The organism is Pseudomonas sp. SWRI92 (assembly GCF_014268685.1).
In the GTDB taxonomy this organism is placed as follows: Bacteria; Pseudomonadota; Gammaproteobacteria; order Pseudomonadales; family Pseudomonadaceae; genus Aquipseudomonas; species Aquipseudomonas marvdashtae.
In genome coordinates this window covers 431,608-449,980 of the sequence record NZ_JABWQY010000003.1, presented here as the reverse complement: position 1 = coordinate 449,980, position 18,373 = coordinate 431,608, and the positions used below count along the sequence as shown (strand labels likewise).

Sequence of the window (18,373 nt, the reverse complement as noted above, 5' to 3'; positions counted from 1 at the left end):
TTCGAGCTACAAGCCAAGAGCTGCAAGCCATACGACTTCAATTCACTGCTTGCAGCGTGCTGCTTGTCGCTGCGATCAATTGTTCGGTCAGCAAACCGAGCAACTGTCCGCCATTGCGCCAATGATGCCAGTACAGCGGAACGTCGATCGGCTTATCTGCCAGCAATTCCACCAACTCGCCTCGCTCCAACTGCTCGCGCACTTGCAGCTCAGGCACCAGGCCCCATCCCAGCCCCGCCTCGATGAGGCGAATGAAGCCTTCGGACGAAGGACACAAATGGTGCTCGAAACCGCCTTCGACGCCGAGGGACGCCAGGTATCGGTGTTGCAGGAAATCGTCCGGGCCGAATACCAGGGCCGGCGTGCGCGCCAGCTGATCGGCGCGCACCCCTTCGGGGAAATGTCGGGTGATGAACGCAGGACAGGCAAGCGCACGATAGCGCATCGCCCCCAGCAATACGCTGCGGGCCCCGGCCACCGGGCGTTCGCTTGCGCAGACACACGCCGCTACTTCGCCGGCGCGCATTCGCTTGAGTCCCACGGTCTGGTCTTCCACCACCAGGTCGAGCAGCAGATGCTGTTCTGCACAAAAAGCCCCCACGGCACCGGCCCACCACGTGGCCAGGCTGTCGGCGTTCAATGCAATCCGCAGGCGCTCCGGCACCCCTTCCTCATCCAGCGCCGGCACCAGGCTTTGCAGGTCACGCTCCAGTAGCCGGACCTGTTGCACATGGTTGAGTAATCGGCGGCCGATTTCGGTAGGCGCCGGCGGCGTGACGCGCACCAGGACGGGCTGGCCGACCCGTGCTTCCAGCAGTTTTATTCGCTGGGAGATGGCCGACTGCGACAATCCCAGCACCTGCGCGGCACGCTCGAAACCGGCCTGCTCGACGACGGCTGCCAAGGCAGAAAGCAGTTTGTAATCGAACATCAGTATTCCTAATGGGCAATCAGCAACATTGGTTTTTCTTATACGCCCCCGCACCGGAGAATGACCAGCATTGCGAACAATCAAGGGGAAGAATTCATGTGGCAAAGTTACGTCAACGGGCTGCTGGTAGCGCTTGGATTGATCATGGCGATTGGCGCCCAAAACGCGTTTGTGCTGGCTCAGAGCCTGCGGCGTGAGCATCACCTGCCAGTGGCCGCGGTGTGCATCATTTGCGATGCGCTATTGGTCGCCGCCGGCGTGTTCGGGTTGGCGACGCTGCTGGCTCAAAGCCCGCTGCTGCTTTCGATCGCACGATGGGGCGGCGCGGCGTTCCTGCTCTGGTACGGCAGCCAGGCGCTGCGTCGGGCGTGTTCGAAACAGAGCCTGCAGCGCAGTGAAAAACACGTCACGCGCTCATTGCGAACCGTGCTGCTCAGCGCCTTGGCGGTCACGCTGCTCAACCCCCATGTTTATCTGGACACGGTGTTGCTGATTGGCTCCCTCGGCGCCCAGCAAAGCGTCCCCGGTGCTTATGTGGTGGGCGCGGCTAGCGCCTCGCTGCTTTGGTTTTCCACCTTGGCGCTGGGCGCCGCGTGGCTGGCCCCTTGGCTGGCCCGACCCGCTACCTGGCGAATTCTCGACCTGCTGGTGGCACTGATGATGTTCACCGTGGCGGTGCAGTTGATCGTCTTCGGCTGATATTCCAAACCGCTCTGGAACCTCTATTCCACACAGTTGTTGCGTGGTTATGCCGCACCCCCGGTGCTATGATCCGACTCCTGCGCCGCAAAGAGTACAAACTCCCCGGCGCTAGTCTGGCCGCCCGTGATCGGCCTTGCGCTCACCGCAACTGACCTGATTAGGAGAATCACCATGGCTTTCGAATTGCCGCCGCTGCCCTATCCTCACGATGCACTGCAGCCGCACATCTCCAAAGAGACTCTGGAATACCACCACGACAAGCACCACAACACCTATGTCGTGAACCTGAACAACCTGGTGCCTGGCACCGAGTTCGAAGGCAAGACCCTGGAAGAAATCGTCAAGACTTCCTCGGGCGGTATCTTCAACAACGCCGCTCAGGTCTGGAACCACACCTTCTACTGGAACTGCCTGGCGCCAAACGCCGGCGGTCAACCAACCGGCGCACTGGCTGAAGCCATCAACGCTGCCTTCGGTTCGTTCGACAAGTTCAAGGAAGAATTCAGCAAGACGTCCATCGGCACCTTCGGTTCCGGCTGGGGCTGGCTGGTGAAAAAGGCTGACGGTTCCCTGGCCCTGGCCAGCACCATCGGCGCCGGCAACCCGCTGACCAGCGGCGACACCCCGCTGCTGACCTGCGACGTCTGGGAACACGCCTACTACATCGACTACCGCAACGTTCGCCCGAAATACGTCGAAGCGTTCTGGAACCTGGTCAACTGGAAGTTCGTGGCTGAGCAGTTCGAAGGCAAAGCCTTTACTGCCTAAGCTTTGATGCCAGGAAAAAGGCGCTTTTCCCGAGAGGGCAAAGCGCCTTTTTTTTAAGCTTGCATCCACAATCCCCTGCAGCAGGCACATGACCTCGCGTCTGAAACCCAATAAAAAATCCCGCCAGGCCTCAAGTTGCAGGCCCTTCCAACCGAAACAATGGTCGTAGAGTAATAACTCTGTAGACACCGTATAACGGCCAGGCTTCAGGCGAAAACCCTTGTGTTTGATTGTCCCTTTGACTGACATCACAGGATTGCCAATACTCATGGCAACTTGACGCTATCCGCACGAAACAAGGAATCCATCTTTGAAGCTGGAACTTAAAAACAGCTTGTCTGTGAAGTTGCTCCGGGTCGTGCTCCTCTCGGCGTTGATCGTTGGCATGATCTTGAGCTGTGCCCAGATCGTGTTCGACGCCTACAAAACCAACCGGGCCGTAGCTGTCGACGCCCAGCGCATCCTTGATATGTTCCGCGACCCTTCTACCCAGGCGGTCTACAGCCTGGATCGGGAGATGGGCATGCAGGTGATCGAAGGGCTGTTCCAGGACGAGGCCGTGCGCATGGCCTCCATCGGCCACCCTCGCGAAACCATGCTTGCCGAAAAAACCCGGCCCTTGCAGCGCTCCGAAAGCCGCTGGCTGACCGACCTGATCCTTGGCCAGGAACGAACCTTCACCACACAACTGGTGGGCCGCGGTCCCTACAGCGAATATTACGGCGACCTGAGCATCACGCTCGATACCGCGACCTACGGCCAGGGCTTCATTGTCAGCTCCGTGATCATCTTCATTTCCGGGATGCTGCGCGCCCTCGCCATGGGGCTGGTGCTGTACCTGGTCTATCACTGGCTGCTGACCAAGCCGTTGTCGCGGATTATCCAGCACCTGACCGAAATCAACCCTGACCGCCCCAGCGCACACAAGATCCCGCAGCTGCGAGGCCATGAGAAAAACGAGCTGGGCCTGTGGATCAATACCGCCAATCAGCTCCTGGCCTCCATCGAGCGCAACACCCATCTACGCCACGAAGCCGAGAACAGCTTGTTGCGCATGGCGCAGTACGACTTCCTGACTGGCTTGCCCAATCGCCAGCAGCTGCAACAACAACTCGACAAGATCCTGGTAGATGCCGGACGCCTGCAACGTCGCGTGGCGGTGCTCTGCGTGGGGCTGGATGATTTCAAGAGCATCAACGAACAGTTCAGCTACCAGACCGGCGACCAGTTGCTGCTGGCCCTGGCTGATCGGCTGCGGGCTCACAGCGGACGCCTCGGTGCGTTGGCCCGGTTGGGCGGTGACCAGTTCGCCCTGGTCCAGGCCGATATCGAGCAACCTTACGAGGCCGCCGAACTGGCCCAGAGCATTCTGGATGACCTGGAAGCGCCGTTCGCGCTGGATGATCAGGAGATCCGCCTACGGGCAACCATCGGTATCACCCTGTTTCCCGAGGATGGCGACAGCACCGAGAAGCTGCTGCAAAAGGCCGAGCAGACCATGACGCTGGCCAAGACCCGCTCGCGCAATCGCTACCAGTTCTACATCGCCAGCGTCGACAGCGAGATGCGCCGCCGTCGCGAACTGGAAAAGGACCTGCGCGAGGCGCTGGCCCGCGGGCAATTCAGCCTGGTGTACCAGCCACAGATCAGTTATCGCGATTTGCGCGTGGTGGGCACCGAAGCCTTGATCCGCTGGCATCATCCGGAACACGGTCTCGTGCCGCCAGACCTGTTCATTCCCCTGGCCGAGCAGAACGGCACCATCATTGCCATTGGCGAATGGGTACTGGACCAGGCCTGCAAGCAATTGCGCGAATGGCACGACCAAGGCTTCGTCGACTTGCGCATGGCGGTCAACCTGTCCACCGTTCAATTGCACCACGCCGAATTGCCGCGGGTGGTGAACAACTTCCTGCAGATGTATCGCTTGCCGCCTCGCAGCCTGGAGCTGGAAGTCACCGAGACCGGCCTGATGGAAGACATCACCACCGCTGCCCAGCACCTGCTGAGCCTGCGCCGTTCCGGTGCGCTGATTGCCATCGATGACTTCGGAACCGGCTATTCCTCGTTGAGTTACCTCAAGAGCCTGCCGCTGGACAAGATCAAGATCGACAAGAGCTTCGTCCAGGACCTGCTCGACGACGAAGACGACGCCACCATCGTCCGGGCCATCATCCAGCTAGGCAAAAGCCTGGGGATGCAGGTCATTGCCGAAGGCGTCGAGACGATCGAGCAAGAGGCCTACATCATCTCCGAGGGCTGCCATGAAGGTCAGGGGTATTACTACAGCAAACCCCTGCCGGCACGGGAACTGGGCCTTTATCTGAAGCAGGCGGAGCGCACCAAGGCCTCCATCGTCTGATTCTTTTGCGCTGCCATTGCTCCGTTCCAGGAGTTGGCAACGAGACAATCCCTACAGACGCCGCCCACACGCGGCGATCTGCATCATTAAATAAGAAATATTTACAGCCACAGCCCTTTACACATAATGCAAATCTTTCGCATTATGTCGCAGCTTTTGCGCACCCTTGCGCCTGTCCCATTCATCACCGAAGCAGGATGTTCGCCATGATTCGTATGCCTCTGGCTACCGCCAGTCTGTTGGCCATCGCTATTTCCCTCGCCGGTTGCGGCGAAGGCAAAGACAAGGCCGCCGCGCCGCAAGCGCCAACGCCGGCCGCCAGTACCGCTGCTCCGGCTGCCCCCGCTGCCGCTGGCAAGATCGACGAAACCGCCGCCAAGGCTGTTGTCGCGCACTATGCCGACATCGTCTATGCCGTCTACAGCGATGCCGAATCCACCGCGAAAACCCTGCAAACCGCCGTCGACGCGTTCCTGGCCAAGCCGAACGCCGACACCCTGAAAGCCGCCAAGGCTGCCTGGGTCGCCGCCCGCGTGCCTTACCTGCAGAGCGAAGTGTTCCGCTTCGGCAACACCATCATCGACGACTGGGAAGGCCAAGTGAACGCATGGCCCCTGGACGAGGGCCTGATCGACTATGTCGACAAGTCCTACGAGCATGCCCTGGGTAACCCGGGCGCCACCGCTAACATCATCGCCAATACCGAAGTTCAGGTCGGCGAAGACAAGGTCGATGTCAAGGACATTACCCCGGAAAAACTCGCCAGCCTGAACGAGCTGGGCGGTTCCGAGGCGAACGTCGCAACGGGCTACCACGCCATCGAATTCCTGCTGTGGGGCCAGGACCTCAACGGCACCGGCCCTGGTGCTGGCAATCGCCCAGCTTCGGATTACCTGGAAGGCGCAGGCGCCACCGGTGGCCACAACGACCGTCGACGTGCCTATCTGAAGTCCGTGACCCAGCTGCTGGTCAACGACCTGCAGGAAATGGTCGGTAACTGGAAGCCGAACGTGGCCGACAACTACCGCGCCACCCTGGAAGCCGAGCCGGCCGAAACCGGCCTGCGCAAAATGCTGTTCGGCATGGGCAGCCTGTCCCTGGGCGAACTGGCGGGCGAGCGCATGAAGGTGTCCCTGGAAGCCAACTCGCCAGAAGACGAGCAGGACTGCTTCAGCGACAACACCCACTACTCGCATTTCTACGATGCCAAGGGTGTCCGTAACGTTTACCTGGGCGAATACTCCCGCGTAGACGGCACCAAGATGACCGGCGCCAGCCTGTCGTCGCTGGTAGCCAAGGCCGATCCGGCCGCTGACACCGCGCTCAAGGCCGACCTCGCCGACACCGAAGCCAAGATCCAGGTCATGGTCGATCACGCCAACAAGGGTGAGCACTACGATCAGTTGATCGCCGCCGGCAACACCGCGGGCAACCAGATCGTGCGCGACGCCATCGCCGCCCTGGTCAAGCAGACCGGTTCGATCGAACAAGCCGCAGGCAAGCTGGGCATCAGCGACCTGAACCCGGACAGCGCTGATCACGAGTTCTGATCAACGTTGGGCGAATGAGAAAGGCGACCTTCGGGTCGCCTTTTTTGTTGAGGTCGGCCGGAAATGGAATGCCAGCGAGCCTTTGGACTATTAATCCAACCCGGCCAACCTGGCTTCGATAAACCGTCGCTCCGGCAATTGCTGCGTCAGTTCAAGCGCCCGTCCATAAGCCGCCCTCGCCTCCTCCACCCGCCCCAACTGCCGACAGAATTCCGCCCGCGCCGAATGGGCCAGGTGATAGTCGAGCAACTCACCCCTTGCGAGTATCCCCTCGACCAGACTTAACCCTGCCTGCGGCCCATCGCGCTTGGCCAGGGCAGCCGCGCGGTTGAGCTCGATGACTGGCGATGGCATCGCGCGCAACAACACATCGTAGAGGCCAACGATCTGCGGCCAGTCGGTTCCTTGCGCGGTGGGCGCTTCAGCGTGCACGGCGGCAATCGCTGCTTGCAGACAATAGGGTCCGAACCGCCGGGTGTTGAGCGCGGCCTCCACCATGGCGCAGCCTTCGGCGATCATCCCTTGATCCCACAGGGATCGGTCCTGCTCGTCCAGCAGAATCAGTTCACCCGTCACCGAGCTTCGTGCCCGGCGTCGCGATTCGTGCAACAGCATCAGCGCCAACAACCCCATGACTTCAGCTTCCGGCAACAACTCCATCAGCAAACGCGCGAGGCGTATGGCTTCGCGGGTGAGATCTTCACGGGTCAATTCGGCGCCCATCGAGGCCGAATACCCCTCGTTGAACACCAGGTAAATCACCCGTAACACACTGTCGAGTCGTTCCGGGAGTTCGGTGCGCGATGGCACTTGATAGGGAATCTTCGCGTCGCGAATCTTCGCCTTGGCCCGAACGATGCGTTGGGCGATGGCCGCCGGCGCGGCGAGAAAGGCACGGGCAATTTCTTCGGTGGTCAAGTCGCACACTTCACGCAGCGTCAACGGCACCTGGGCATCAGCCGCCAGGGCCGGATGGCAACAGGTAAAAATCAGCCGAAGGCGATCGTCTTCCACGTCCTCACCACTCCAATCGGCCTGCTCCAGCTCTTCGAGCTGTGCAACCAGCATCGGCTGGGACGCCGCGAAGCGCGCCCGACGGCGCAGGCTGTCAATCGCCTTGAAACGTCCGGCGGACACGAGCCACGCCCGCGGATTGTCCGGCACACCGTCGCGCTCCCAGCGCTCGACCGCAATGAAGAACGCTTCGTGCAGGGCTTCTTCGGCAAGATCAAAGTCGCCCAGCAAGCGAATCAGCGTTGCCAGGATCCGCCGCGAGTCCTGCCGATAAACCTGCTCGACCCGTGCCTTGACCGCCTCGCCCGGCATCAGTCGGGCATGCCTTGGGCTATCAGCATTTCGAGCCGGCCGACGACCCACTCCAAAGATGCGGGTTTGAGACTCATGGACACAGTCCTGTTCGTGGTTGCTGTTCAGGGATTGAGTTGACGGACCGGCCGGACTTCAACGCAGCCGACCCGGGCCGCCGGTATGTTGCCGGCGACCTGGATGGCCTCGTTGAGGTCCTTGGCATCAATCAGGTAGAAGCCCGCCAGTTGCTCCTTGGTTTCGGCGAACGGGCCGTCGGTGATCGACAGCTTGCCGCCGCGCATGCGCACCGTGGTGGCGGTCTGCACCGACTCCAGGGCTTCGGCGGCAACCATCCGGCCGCTGCCCTGGATCGACTCGGCATAAGCCATGCACTCTGCGTCCTCAGGGCTGTCGGGCGAGTTGTGCAGGGCCTGTTCGTTGCTATACACCAGGCATAAATACTTCATGGAAAGCTCCGTGATCGAACCGATCGACAAAGGTGACAGGAGGAAACCGTAGCCGATCAGGGCTGCGAGTCGAATATCGCCGTACCCGCCATCGGGTCGAATGGCGCCGACCAATGTTCATGGACGATCTTCCACGCGCCGGCCGTACGCTTGTAGCAAGCTGTCACGCGCATCCAGCATGCCTGCTCTTCGCCTTTGTCGTTGGTGCCGCCGCAATAGGCCAGCCAATGGGCGAACGCGATGTTCTCGGCCGGCGTGATCTGGACCTGATGGAAATCGAACTTGTGCGGGCCGGGGCACATTTCCATGCACGCCTCCCAATGGGCCCGGTAGGCGACCTTGCCCTTGAATTGCAGGGCCTGGATGGCGTCGAACGAGACGATGTTGTCGTCATAGAGTGCCATGACCTTTTCCACGTCCTTGGCCATGACCGCCTGGCGATAGGTGTCGATCAGCGTCTGGATTTCGCTTTCGGTAGCTTGGGTATTCATGATGATTCTCCGCAGGTTTTTGTTAGAGACATCCTTAGTCGTCTGGAGAAACGGTGAATCGACAGCCAAACAAAAATAAACCAAAGAAAAATTTTCGCTAGAATCCGAGACCCATTCTGTCGGCAAACAACGGACGTTCTCGTGACCGCTCAGCTCGTACCTTATGAAGACCTGACCCCGACGCAACAGCAACAGGTCGAAGCCATCGAAATCCACCCTGACCAGATCAAGTTTTCCGGCGATATCCACGGTGCGCTGCATACGCTGCTGTCCAGGCCCGGACCGGGTGTAAAGGGTTTCGCATTGCTGGCTGGCGATGTGCCCGTCGCGTTCTTGCTGCTCAAGCGCCCGCCCGTGCTGCCCGCGTGGGCCGATGAACACAGCGCCACCCTGCATGCCTTGCAGGTCGACTTCCGAGCCCAGGGCAAGGGATACGGCAAGGCCTGCTTGCAGGCATTGCCGACGGTGGCGCGCTCGGCGTGGCCGGAAATAAATGGACTGGAGCTGTCAGTCGACGCCGACAATGAAGCAGCGATTGGCCTGTACACGCGACTGGGCTGGGTCGACAGCGGCGAGGCCTATAAAGGCCGTATCGGTTATGAACGGCGGATGCGGCTGGTGTTTGACCAGACGGATCCATCGCTCAGCTCGGTTTGAGGGGTATCCAGATTTCCAGGGTGCCTTCACCGGTCCTGGGATTAAAATCCTCGCTGTAGCGCTCGAACTCAGGCTCATCCGCCGCTTGGTGGCCGGACGTTGGCAGCCATTCTTTCCAAATGTATTGGAAGGTGTCCGGAAGGCTTTTTAGTGGCCCTTTGTGCTGGAACACAGCATAGGGCCCGGGCTGGATTTCGATCCAGCGGTATTGCTCCGGCAGGTCGTCGAGCCGACTGATTTCCACGCCGGCGATGTATTCGAAGCCACCCTTGCCGTCCGGGTTGCAACACACACCGTAGGTCACTTCGTCTTTCTGACCTGGCACCTTGCCGAGCCAAGGCAGGAATTTTTCCCAGAGCAGCGGGATGTCCTGGGCAGTGTCCTGGGTAAAACGCGCGCCGAAACCGGCGATGAGCTGAAAGCGTCCCTGTTCAAAGCGCGGCTCGATTGCGTTAACGCGTTTTTGTGTTTCCATTGTTTCAACACTCCGGAAAACTTGAAGTCGGGCTTGGCAGTATAGAAGCCAAACCGTGATTACCAGACCGTTTCGCTTGTCAAAGTCCAGGCAGGACGACTGCGGCGGTTTTTCCTACAAACTCGTTGTAACCAGAAACGATCACATAGACCGCGAAATAGCAGAAGATCGCCGCGGATGCCCAATAGGAGTAGCGCAGCAACTTGTCGCCCAACAATTTGCCACCTTGGGTCGCCGCCAGGCACAAGCCCGCGCTCCACAGCAGCCCGGCGCAGAGAAATCCGCCCAGGAACAGCGCCGAACTGAGCATCGTTCCACCCCCGGAGCGGGCGATGAGCGTCCCGCCCACCGCGGCAAACCAGAGGATGGCGCTGGGGGATGACATGGCCAGGAAGATCCCGCGGAAAAACTCCTGGCGTGGCGAGTTGCCCCGGACCTCGCCGGCCTCGGCCAGCAACGCGTTGTGATAGATCGCCGAATGCACCATTTTCGCGGCGAAATACAACAGCAGCACCGAGCCGCCGATCCACAGCACCCAGCGCACCGTTTCGTATTGCAGCAGCACGGTCATCCCCGCCAGCGCCAGGACCGCGTAGACCAGATCCCCCACGCAGGTGCCCAGGCCCAGGGCGAACCCCTGGAAATAGCCGCGCTGCATCGCCAGGGTGATCATCGCGATATTGGCCACGCCGATGTCCAGGCACAGCGAAAGACTCAGCAGGAAGCCGCTGGAAAATTCCATGATTCGTTCCATCAGGATTGGGTATGACGTGTTCAACGGTCGACGGGACGCCTCGATGGCGCCACAGCAGCGCCACAGTGTCGTCGAAAATAGTTCGGCGCCGCTACTGGACAATTTGACACCGGCCCTATTATCTTGCGCCCCAGGCCACCGCAGTGGCCGACGTCGCTCGGACGGTTCCGGGCGCTCACGTATTTCGAGGCAACAATGGCCGAACAAGGTTCGCCGCGCCGCTTTGCGCGCATCGATCGACTCCCCCCGTATGTATTCAATATCACTGCCGAGCTGAAGATGGCTGCGCGTCGGCGCGGCGAAGACATCATCGACTTGAGCATGGGTAACCCCGACGGCGCCACGCCCCCGCACATCGTGGAAAAACTGGTCACGGTCGCCCAGCGTGAAGACACCCACGGCTACTCCACCTCCAAAGGCATCCCGCGCCTGCGCCGCGCCATTTCGCGCTGGTACAAGGACCGCTACGAGGTGGACATCGACCCGGAAACCGAAGCCATCGTCACCATCGGTTCCAAGGAAGGCTTGGCGCACTTGATGCTGGCGACCCTGGACCAGGGCGACACGGTGCTGGTGCCCAACCCCAGTTATCCGATCCACATCTACGGCGCAGTGATCGCCGGCGCCCAGGTGCGTTCGGTGCCGCTGGTGCCTGGCGTGGATTTCTTCGACGAACTGGAGCGGGCCATTCGCGGCTCGATTCCCAAGCCGAAGATGATGATCCTGGGCTTCCCATCCAACCCGACCGCGCAGTGCGTGGAGCTGGATTTCTTCGAGCGGGTCATCGCCCTGGCCAAGCAATACGACGTGCTGGTGATCCACGACCTGGCCTACGCCGACATCGTCTATGACGGCTGGAAAGCCCCTTCGATCATGCAGGTGCCGGGTGCGAAAGACATTGCGGTGGAGTTCTTCACCCTGTCCAAGAGCTACAACATGGCCGGCTGGCGCATCGGCTTCATGGTCGGCAACCCGGAACTGGTCAACGCCCTGGCTCGGATCAAGAGTTACCACGACTACGGCACCTTCACCCCGCTTCAAGTTGCCGCCATCGCCGCCCTTGAAGGTGATCAGCAATGCGTGCGCGACATCGCCGAGCAGTACCGCCAGCGCCGTAATGTGCTGGTCAAGGGCCTGCATGAGCTGGGCTGGATGGTGGAAATCCCCAAGGCGTCGATGTACGTCTGGGCCAAGATCCCCGAGGCCTATGCCCACCTCGGCTCGCTGGAATTCGCCAAGAAGCTGTTGGCCGAGGCCAAGGTTTGCGTCTCGCCGGGGGTGGGGTTCGGGGAATATGGGGATGATCACGTGCGCTTTGCGCTGATCGAAAACCAGGACCGGATTCGCCAGGCGGTGCGCGGGATCCGTGGGATGTTCCGGGCGGATGGCTTGGCTGGCAAACAAGCCTGACAGCCAATCACAACCGCTGATGTGGCGAGGGAGCAAGCTCCCTCGCCACAGATTGTCAGTCGCTGCTTAGATCACCAGCGACAACAGCAGGATAAAGATCAGCGCCACCACGGACAGGATGGTTTCCATCGCGGTCCAGGTCTTGAAGGTTTCGGCCACGGTCATATTGAAGTACTGCTTGACGAGCCAGAAGCCTGCGTCGTTGACGTGAGACAGGATCAACGAGCCGGCACCGGTCGCCAGCACCAGCAGCTCACGGTTCACACCCGGCATCATCCCCACCACCGGCACGACGATCCCGGCACCGGTAATGGTTGCCACCGTCGCCGAACCCGTCGCAATTCGAATCACCGCCGCCACCAGCCAGGCCAGCAGGATCGGCGAGATCTGCGCGCTGACCGCCATATGGCCGATCACATCGCCCACGCCGCTGGTCACGAGCATCTGCTTGAAGCCGCCACCGGCACCGATGATCAGGATGATCGCGGCCGTCGGAGCCAGGCTTGCGTCCAGCCATTTGAGCATCTGGCTGGAGCCGATGCCCTGCTTGTAGCCGAAGGTGTACAACGACAGCAGCAACGCCAGCAGCAACGCCGAGATCGGGTGGCCAATCATGTCCATCCAGACGCGGAACAGGTTGCCGTCCGGCAGCGCCACGTCAGCGAAGGTCTTGAGCAACATCAGGAACACCGGCGACAACACGGTGATCAAGGTGATGCTGAAGCTTGGCAGCTCGGCGGCGTTCGTCTCGCGCGCCAGTTGATCCACCAGTTCCTGGTTCGGATGACCGGGGATGTGCTTGGCAATGAAGGTACCGAAGATCGGCCCGGCAATGATAGCGGTCGGCAGCGCGACGATCAGGCCATAGAGAATGGTCTTGCCGATATCAGCGCCAAAGATGCCGATCGCCAGCAGCGGGCCCGGGTGCGGTGGCACCAGGCCGTGGACGGCGGAAAGGCCGGCCAGCAGCGGGATACCGATCTTGATGATCGACACGCCGGTGCGGCGCGCCACGATGAACACCAGCGGGATCAGCAACACGAAGCCGATCTCGAAGAACAGCGGGATGCCCACCAGGAACGCAGCGAACATCATGGCCCACTGCACCTTGTCCTTGCCGAAGGCGCGGATCAGGGTCTGGGCGATCTGATCGGCCCCGCCCGACTCGGCCATCATCTTGCCGAGCATCGTGCCCAGCGCGAGGATGATGCCGACAAAACCAAGCACGCCACCGAAGCCGTCCTGGAACGCCTTGATGATGGTGCCGGTCGGCATGCCCGACGTCAGGCCGAGGAACGCGGCGGCGATGGTCAGTGCGATGAACGGGTGGAATTTGAACTTGGTGATAAGGACGATGAGTCCGATCACCGTGACCACTGCATCAAGCAGTAGGAACGTCTCGTGGGACATGCCGAACATGGGAGGTGTCTCCTGATTTGTTGTTGTTATTGACGCAGTTATTTTCAAGCCGTCGGGACAGCGCTATCTTTCTGACGCAAATTTTCTGAAGCTCAGCCGGCAAGCTTCAAACCGTGGGCCAACCACCAGACGTAAGCCTGGCGGGCCAGTTCATCAACGCTGTGGCTGGACGCATCCAGAGCCAGGGTCAGGGGCTCGCCGACAGGGGATTCAAGAGTGGCGAACTGGCTGTCAATCAGGGTCGACGGCATGAAATGGCCGGGACGATGGGAAACCCGATCAGCGGCCACTTCTGGAGTCAATTCAAGGAATACGAAGCCCAGGCCTGGCAAGGCGCTGCGCAGACGCTCGCGATAACTGTGCTTGAGGGCCGAGCAGGTCAGCACTGGGCGCTCGCCCGTGGCGTCGACACGGCGCAACTCGTCGCACAGGCTGTCGAGCCAGCCGGCACGGTCGTCATCGTTCAAGGGAATACCGGCGCTCATCTTCTGGATGTTGGCCGCAGGGTGGAACGTGTCGCCTTCAATGGCGGTGGCGTCGCTCAGTTGGCACAGGGCCTGGCTGACGCAAGTTTTGCCGCAACCGGCAACGCCCATGATGACCAGGGCGGTGATTGGATTATTCATGTAACACCTCAGCGCGCAGACAGCGCTACCTTTGCCAGTTATGACACCGCAGCAAAAGCAGAAGTTGCCGACGCCTTCTTGTCATTTTTGTGGTTGCAGCATGTACGTCCACGACACTTGCGCACAGGGATCAGGCAAACCCTGCTCGCGCATTTGCAGCCGCGCCGAGACAGCGCTACCTTAGTGCCTTGATTTTTGTTTGGCAAGCCACCCTGATGACCGCCCCTAAAAACGATAAGAATACTCGCACCACCGGTCGCCCCACGCTCAACGAAGTCGCACGCCTGGCCGGTGTCAGTCCGATCACCGCCTCCCGTGCCCTGCGTGGCGTCAGCACCGTGGCCGCCGAATTGGTGGACAAGGTCCGCCAGGCTGCCCTGGAACTCAACTACGTCGTCAACCCCGCCGCCCGCGCACTGGCCTCGGCCCAGAGCCATTCGGTGGTGGTGCTGGTGCCGTCGTTGTCCAACCTCCTGTTCATTGACACCCTGGAAGCCATTCATCGCGTGCTGCGGCCCAAAGGCTTCGAAGTGGTGATTGGCAACTACCACTATTCCCGGGATGAAGAAGAAGACCTGCTGCGCAACTACATGGCGTACCAGCCTCGAGGCTTGCTGCTGACCGGATTCGACCGTACCGAAAGCGCCCGGCGCATGATCGAGGCCAGCAATATTCCCTGCGTGTACATGATGGAATTGGACCCAGGCGCCGGCCTGAACTGCGTCGGTTTTTCCCAGCTCAAGGCCGGCGAGACCGCCGCCGAGCATTTGATTTCCCGAGGTCGCAAGCGCCTGGCCTATATCGGCGCCCAGCTGGACCAACGCACGCTGCTGCGCGGCGAGGGTTTCCGCCGTGCGCTGCAGAAAGCCGAACTCTACGACCCGGACCTGGAAATACTGACGCCGCGTCCGTCGTCGGTGGGCTTGGGCGCAGAACTGTTCCTGCAATTGCTCGCCAGCCACCCGGACGTCGACGCGATTTTCTTCGGTAACGACGATCTGGCCCACGGCGCCCTGCTCGAGGCGTTGCGCTGTGGCATCAAGGTCCCCGAACAGGTATCGATCCTGGGCTTCAACGATCTGCCCGCCTCGGCCCATATGGTGCCGCGCTTGAGCAGCATCAGCACTCCAAGGGAAGCGATTGGCCGCCGCGCCGCTGAACAGATGCTCACCTTGATGGCTGGCAATCGTATTACCCAGCCGGTGGTTGACCTGGGATTCGAACTCAAGGTTCGCGAAAGTACCTGAGCGGTTCCGACATGAAGCGGTCGATCCATGCCGACGAACCGCGAGTGTGAAGCTGGGGCTACAGCCCCAGCTCCTCCCGAGGCAAAGCCAGGCGTTGCCGGTTCAATGGCCGAACAGGTTGACCTTCTTGGTTTTTTTGTCGGCGCGCTTTTCATCGGCGGTCTTCGCCGGTTTTTTCTTTGCCGCTTTTTTTGAATCCATGCCTTTGGCCATGATACGTACTCCAGTCATACGGGATGTAAGCCAGGTATACACCTATCGCTGCACCGGCGTTCTTTTATAATCGCCCTCCTCTCATCGCCAACGTCCCCTGCCATGCCACAAATCCATTACACACAGCTCGAAGAACCGCTGTGGCCGCTGATGAACAAGTTCTATCGTGCCCACCAATCTTCGATGAAAGCCGTGCGTGACGCGCAGCTCTGGGTGGCGCGCCGCGATGAGATCATCGCGGCGTTGTGCCTGCGACCGGTGTCTGGTGGGCATTGGCTGACGGGGTTGTTCGTTGACCCGGCGTACCGCGCGCAGGGCATCGCGGCGCGGTTGATCAGAGAGGCGGTGAACGGCATGGACGAGCCAGTGTGGTTATTCTGCCATCCGGATCTGCGCGGCTTTTATGAGCGGCGCGGGTTCCGCTTCAACCCCGAACTGCCTTACGCAATGGCTGAGCGTTTGAGCCGATACGCGCGCAGCAAGCCGATGATTGCAATGGGGTTGGAACCTGCAAAACCCTGACGATCAATCGTCGGCCGCTGGGTCAAGGTCCGGAAACATCACTTCAGTAAATCCGAACTTGCTGAAATCGGTGATGCGCGATGGGTACAAGCGACCGATCAGGTGATCGCATTCGTGCTGGACCACCCGGGCGTGGAAACCTGAAGCCGTGCGCACGATGGCTTCGCCCTTGGGGTCGAAACCTTCGTAGCGGATGTGCTGGTAGCGATCCACCGCACCGCGCAGGCCCGGTACCGACAGACAGCCTTCGTAACCCTCTTCCATCAGCGGACTCAGCGGCGTGATCAGCGGGTTGATCAAGATAGTCTGCGGCACGGCCTCGGCGTCGGGATAACGCTCGCTGTGCTCGAAGCCGAAGATCACCAATTGCAGGTCGACACCGATTTGCGGCGCCGCCAGGCCTACGCCGCCAACGCTCTCCATGGTCTGGAACATGTCATCGATCAGTTGCCACAACTCGGGCGTGTCGAACATCTCCTCCGGCACCGGCGGCGCGATGCGCAGCAGGCGTTCATCGCCCATCTTCAGGATTTCGCGGATCATGGTCGGGCTTCGTCAGTATGAGTGAGAGGGATGGAATGGTCGCGACCAAGGCCGGACACATGCTGTTTTTCGCTATGCTCGTCTGGGTGTTTTTCGCCTTTGTCCTTGCCCTCGGCGGACATGTGCTCGATCACTGCATTCATCTCCGCACCGAGTAACAGCACCGCTGAAGAAATATAGAAATACAGCAACAAGACGATGATCGCGCCGATACTGCCATACATGGCGTTGTAGTCGGCGAAGGTCTTGACGTAGAACGCGAAGCCCAGGGAAGCGATGATCCAGACCACCACGGCCAACACCGAGCCTGGCGTGATGAAGCGAAACTCCTGCTTGACGTCGGGCATCACGTAATAGATCAGCGCCACGGCCACCATCAGCAGAAAGACGATGATCGGCCAGCGCACGAGGGTCCAGACGGTGACGATAAACTCCTCCAGCCCGACCTGGGCGGCAATCCAGCCCATCACCTGCGGCCCCAGCACCATCAGCGCTGCGGCGGCCAGCAACATGCCCGCGATGCCGATGGTGTAGAAAATCGACAGCGGGAAGCGCTTCCAGGCCGGACGCCCCTCGACCACATCGTAGGCTGCGTTCATCGCGCTCATCATCAGCCGCACACCGGCCGAGGCAGTCCACAACGCGATCACGATACCGATCGAAAGCAACCCACCCTTGGATTGCTGGAGCTGGTCGATCACCGGGTTGACCTGTTCCAGGGCCTGGGGCGGAAGCACCAGCTCCGATTGCAGGCGCAACCAGGAGAAGAAGTCCGGCAGGTGCAGGAAACCGATCAGCGCGATCAGAAACAGAATGAAGGGGAACAGCGAAAACAGCATCTGGTAAGCCAGAGCGGAGGCGTACGTCGACATCTCGTCGTCGAGAAATTCATTCACCGTGCGTATCATCACGCGGTGCAGGGGTAAGCCTTTCAAGGCCGAGAACATCATGTGCGTCTCCTTTCGCCGCAAAAAAGGAAGGTCGCCTGGCGACTCACGGAGTTGCTATCCAAGACAAAAGTAACCTGTTTGGCGACTTTGGAACAATTTTCCCCGGTGCAAGTTCGAGCCGACATGATAACGGCCACCCGCGGATGGCCGTTCCAATCGTTTTTTAACAGGCCGGTTACGCCTCGTTAACGCCTTTCTTGACCGCATCCTTGGCCTTGCCCACGGTTTGCTGGGCCTCACCTTTTTTCTCCTGGACCACGCCCTCGGCGCGCATACGGTCATTGTCGGTGGCCTTGCCGACGCCTTGCTTGATGTTGCCGACGGCTTCGTTGGCAACGCCCTTCACTTTATCGCTCGTGCTACCCATGATGTCTCTCCTGTGAATAACTGTACGAAAAGTCATTACATATGGGTTGACCGGGGCCGTTTGCAGGGAGTTTCATTTTTTCAGCGGCGCATTTCATCGTCAGATGCAGGTTGCGCTTTATGTTTGTCGATCCACCCCCGAGAATGCTCCACGTATTCAGGCTGCGGCCCGAAGCTCCAATCCCGTAGGAACGTTATGAAACTCGATAAAAAGCAGGCCATCGCCCGCAGGAATCAAGAACTGGGCGGCGCCGTCCTAGGCGTCAATAACTGCCATTTCAGCGAACTGAACCGCAACCGCAACATCTTCTGGTTCGACATTCCAGTGGCCCGGCTGGCCATTGGGCAATACGAATGGATTCACCTGCTGCTGCACACGCCGGCCACCGACGAGTTGTTGCATCTGAAGGTACCGACCGTGTTCCTTCGCGAAAAAATGGAAAACCTCGAAGTGCGCAACCAAGGCAAACGCAAGGCAGCCCTGAGCCTGGAACTCAGTGCCGACAAGGATTCCTACCTCCAAGACATGCGCCCGGGTGGCACCAACCTGGATTTTGCGCAATTTCGGTTGTAACCCAAGGCCAGGGGCGCCTGGCTGTAGAAATTTTCCCG

General features: G+C 60.3%; 20 protein-coding genes. 9 read left to right on the top strand and 11 right to left on the bottom strand.

Features of this window, described 5'->3' with window-relative positions:
* Positions 1-37: 37 nt before the first annotated feature.
* On the bottom strand, positions 38-937 hold the full coding sequence (locus HU762_RS08665; RefSeq protein ID WP_186635507.1) for a LysR family transcriptional regulator ArgP: 900 nt from the start codon (positions 935-937) through the stop codon (positions 38-40).
* Between the two features lie 90 nt (positions 938-1,027).
* Between HU762_RS08665 and HU762_RS08660 the strand changes: the two genes are divergently transcribed.
* The 4 genes from HU762_RS08660 (at position 1,028) to HU762_RS08645 (ending at position 6,313) form a co-directional block, all read left to right on the top strand.
* Positions 1,028-1,630: a LysE/ArgO family amino acid transporter gene (locus HU762_RS08660; protein ID WP_186635414.1), complete on the top strand. Its 603-nt coding sequence runs from the start codon at positions 1,028-1,030 to the stop codon at positions 1,628-1,630.
* 174 nt (positions 1,631-1,804) lie between these two features.
* Positions 1,805-2,401 carry a Fe-Mn family superoxide dismutase gene (locus HU762_RS08655; protein ID WP_186635411.1) on the top strand — a complete coding sequence of 199 codons (597 nt, stop codon included), beginning with the start codon at positions 1,805-1,807 and terminating at the stop codon, positions 2,399-2,401.
* A gap of 310 nt (positions 2,402-2,711) precedes the next feature.
* Positions 2,712-4,763: a bifunctional diguanylate cyclase/phosphodiesterase gene (locus HU762_RS08650; protein WP_186635408.1), complete on the top strand. Its 2,052-nt coding sequence runs from the start codon at positions 2,712-2,714 to the stop codon at positions 4,761-4,763.
* A gap of 206 nt (positions 4,764-4,969) precedes the next feature.
* Complete coding sequence (locus HU762_RS08645) at positions 4,970-6,313, top strand: imelysin family protein (protein ID WP_186635405.1); 1,344 nt, start codon at positions 4,970-4,972, stop codon at positions 6,311-6,313.
* A 90-nt stretch (positions 6,314-6,403) separates the two neighbouring features.
* Here HU762_RS08645 and HU762_RS08640 read toward each other — a convergent pair whose 3' ends face one another.
* The 3 genes from HU762_RS08640 to HU762_RS08630 all read right to left on the bottom strand — a co-directional run bounded on the left by HU762_RS08640 (position 6,404) and on the right by HU762_RS08630 (position 8,579).
* Positions 6,404-7,639 carry an RNA polymerase sigma factor gene (locus tag HU762_RS08640; protein WP_186635402.1) on the bottom strand — a complete coding sequence of 412 codons (1,236 nt, stop codon included), beginning with the start codon at positions 7,637-7,639 and terminating at the stop codon, positions 6,404-6,406.
* A 104-nt stretch (positions 7,640-7,743) separates the two neighbouring features.
* Positions 7,744-8,088: a YciI family protein gene (locus HU762_RS08635; RefSeq protein ID WP_186635399.1), complete on the bottom strand. Its 345-nt coding sequence runs from the start codon at positions 8,086-8,088 to the stop codon at positions 7,744-7,746.
* 56 nt (positions 8,089-8,144) lie between these two features.
* Complete coding sequence (locus tag HU762_RS08630; RefSeq protein ID WP_186635396.1) at positions 8,145-8,579, bottom strand: nuclear transport factor 2 family protein; 435 nt, start codon at positions 8,577-8,579, stop codon at positions 8,145-8,147.
* Between the two features lie 141 nt (positions 8,580-8,720).
* Here HU762_RS08630 and HU762_RS08625 point away from each other — a divergent pair, with 141 nt between their 5' ends.
* Positions 8,721-9,236 (top strand): GNAT family N-acetyltransferase, encoded by a 516-nt coding sequence (locus HU762_RS08625; protein ID WP_186635393.1) that lies wholly within the window; start codon positions 8,721-8,723, stop codon positions 9,234-9,236.
* Here the strand turns inward: HU762_RS08625 and HU762_RS08620 are convergent.
* Positions 9,223-9,711, bottom strand: a complete 489-nt coding sequence (locus tag HU762_RS08620) for a GyrI-like domain-containing protein (protein WP_186635390.1) — start codon at positions 9,709-9,711, stop codon at positions 9,223-9,225. The genes HU762_RS08625 and HU762_RS08620 overlap by 14 nt on opposite strands.
* A gap of 79 nt (positions 9,712-9,790) precedes the next feature.
* Positions 9,791-10,453, bottom strand: a complete 663-nt coding sequence (locus HU762_RS08615; RefSeq protein WP_186635387.1) for a LysE family translocator — start codon at positions 10,451-10,453, stop codon at positions 9,791-9,793.
* A 207-nt stretch (positions 10,454-10,660) separates the two neighbouring features.
* Here HU762_RS08615 and alaC point away from each other — a divergent pair, with 207 nt between their 5' ends.
* Positions 10,661-11,875 (top strand): alanine transaminase, encoded by a 1,215-nt coding sequence (gene alaC, locus HU762_RS08610; protein WP_186635384.1) that lies wholly within the window; start codon positions 10,661-10,663, stop codon positions 11,873-11,875.
* Positions 11,876-11,941: 66 nt separating this feature from the next.
* Here the strand turns inward: alaC and HU762_RS08605 are convergent, their stop codons facing one another.
* Entirely contained in the window at positions 11,942-13,294 is a 1,353-nt protein-coding gene (locus HU762_RS08605; protein ID WP_186635381.1) for a GntP family permease, read from the bottom strand.
* A gap of 92 nt (positions 13,295-13,386) precedes the next feature.
* Positions 13,387-13,920 (bottom strand): gluconokinase, encoded by a 534-nt coding sequence (locus tag HU762_RS08600; RefSeq protein WP_186635378.1) that lies wholly within the window; start codon positions 13,918-13,920, stop codon positions 13,387-13,389.
* 215 nt (positions 13,921-14,135) lie between these two features.
* Between HU762_RS08600 and HU762_RS08595 the strand changes: the two genes are divergently transcribed.
* Together HU762_RS08595 and HU762_RS08590 are read left to right on the top strand one after the other, a co-directional pair.
* Complete coding sequence (locus tag HU762_RS08595; protein ID WP_186635375.1) at positions 14,136-15,167, top strand: LacI family DNA-binding transcriptional regulator; 1,032 nt, start codon at positions 14,136-14,138, stop codon at positions 15,165-15,167.
* A gap of 315 nt (positions 15,168-15,482) precedes the next feature.
* Positions 15,483-15,902: a GNAT family N-acetyltransferase gene (locus HU762_RS08590; RefSeq protein WP_186635374.1), complete on the top strand. Its 420-nt coding sequence runs from the start codon at positions 15,483-15,485 to the stop codon at positions 15,900-15,902.
* Positions 15,903-15,905: 3 nt separating this feature from the next.
* Here HU762_RS08590 and def read toward each other — a convergent pair whose 3' ends face one another.
* From def to HU762_RS08575, 3 genes are all read right to left on the bottom strand, one after another.
* The gene (gene def / locus HU762_RS08585; RefSeq protein WP_186613547.1) at positions 15,906-16,445 is read right to left on the bottom strand and encodes a peptide deformylase; all 540 of its coding nucleotides are present in this window, start codon (positions 16,443-16,445) and stop codon (positions 15,906-15,908) included.
* Positions 16,442-17,395: a YihY/virulence factor BrkB family protein gene (locus HU762_RS08580; RefSeq protein WP_186635371.1), complete on the bottom strand. Its 954-nt coding sequence runs from the start codon at positions 17,393-17,395 to the stop codon at positions 16,442-16,444. Before HU762_RS08580 ends, def begins: the two co-directional genes overlap by 4 nt.
* A gap of 175 nt (positions 17,396-17,570) precedes the next feature.
* The gene (locus HU762_RS08575; RefSeq protein WP_186635368.1) at positions 17,571-17,762 is read right to left on the bottom strand and encodes a CsbD family protein; all 192 of its coding nucleotides are present in this window, start codon (positions 17,760-17,762) and stop codon (positions 17,571-17,573) included.
* A 195-nt stretch (positions 17,763-17,957) separates the two neighbouring features.
* Between HU762_RS08575 and HU762_RS08570 the strand changes: the two genes are divergently transcribed.
* The gene (locus tag HU762_RS08570; protein ID WP_186613553.1) at positions 17,958-18,335 is read left to right on the top strand and encodes a hypothetical protein; all 378 of its coding nucleotides are present in this window, start codon (positions 17,958-17,960) and stop codon (positions 18,333-18,335) included.
* Positions 18,336-18,373 lie beyond the last annotated feature (38 nt).

Coding starts and splice junctions, on each gene's coding strand:
- HU762_RS08660 (WP_186635414.1), top strand. CDS start 1,028: ATGTGGCAAAGTTACGTCAACGGGCTGCTGGTAGCGCTTGGATTGATC.
- HU762_RS08655 (WP_186635411.1), top strand. CDS start 1,805: ATGGCTTTCGAATTGCCGCCGCTGCCCTATCCTCACGATGCACTGCAG.
- HU762_RS08645 (WP_186635405.1), top strand. CDS start 4,970: ATGATTCGTATGCCTCTGGCTACCGCCAGTCTGTTGGCCATCGCTATT.
- HU762_RS08640 (WP_186635402.1), bottom strand. CDS start 7,639: ATGCCGGGCGAGGCGGTCAAGGCACGGGTCGAGCAGGTTTATCGGCAG.
- HU762_RS08635 (WP_186635399.1), bottom strand. CDS start 8,088: ATGAAGTATTTATGCCTGGTGTATAGCAACGAACAGGCCCTGCACAAC.
- HU762_RS08630 (WP_186635396.1), bottom strand. CDS start 8,579: ATGAATACCCAAGCTACCGAAAGCGAAATCCAGACGCTGATCGACACC.
- HU762_RS08620 (WP_186635390.1), bottom strand. CDS start 9,711: ATGGAAACACAAAAACGCGTTAACGCAATCGAGCCGCGCTTTGAACAG.
- HU762_RS08615 (WP_186635387.1), bottom strand. CDS start 10,453: ATGGAATTTTCCAGCGGCTTCCTGCTGAGTCTTTCGCTGTGCCTGGAC.
- alaC (WP_186635384.1), top strand. CDS start 10,661: ATGGCCGAACAAGGTTCGCCGCGCCGCTTTGCGCGCATCGATCGACTC.
- HU762_RS08605 (WP_186635381.1), bottom strand. CDS start 13,294: ATGTTCGGCATGTCCCACGAGACGTTCCTACTGCTTGATGCAGTGGTC.
- HU762_RS08600 (WP_186635378.1), bottom strand. CDS start 13,920: ATGAATAATCCAATCACCGCCCTGGTCATCATGGGCGTTGCCGGTTGC.
- HU762_RS08595 (WP_186635375.1), top strand. CDS start 14,136: ATGACCGCCCCTAAAAACGATAAGAATACTCGCACCACCGGTCGCCCC.
- HU762_RS08590 (WP_186635374.1), top strand. CDS start 15,483: ATGCCACAAATCCATTACACACAGCTCGAAGAACCGCTGTGGCCGCTG.
- def (WP_186613547.1), bottom strand. CDS start 16,445: ATGATCCGCGAAATCCTGAAGATGGGCGATGAACGCCTGCTGCGCATC.
- HU762_RS08580 (WP_186635371.1), bottom strand. CDS start 17,395: ATGATGTTCTCGGCCTTGAAAGGCTTACCCCTGCACCGCGTGATGATA.
- HU762_RS08575 (WP_186635368.1), bottom strand. CDS start 17,762: ATGGGTAGCACGAGCGATAAAGTGAAGGGCGTTGCCAACGAAGCCGTC.
- HU762_RS08570 (WP_186613553.1), top strand. CDS start 17,958: ATGAAACTCGATAAAAAGCAGGCCATCGCCCGCAGGAATCAAGAACTG.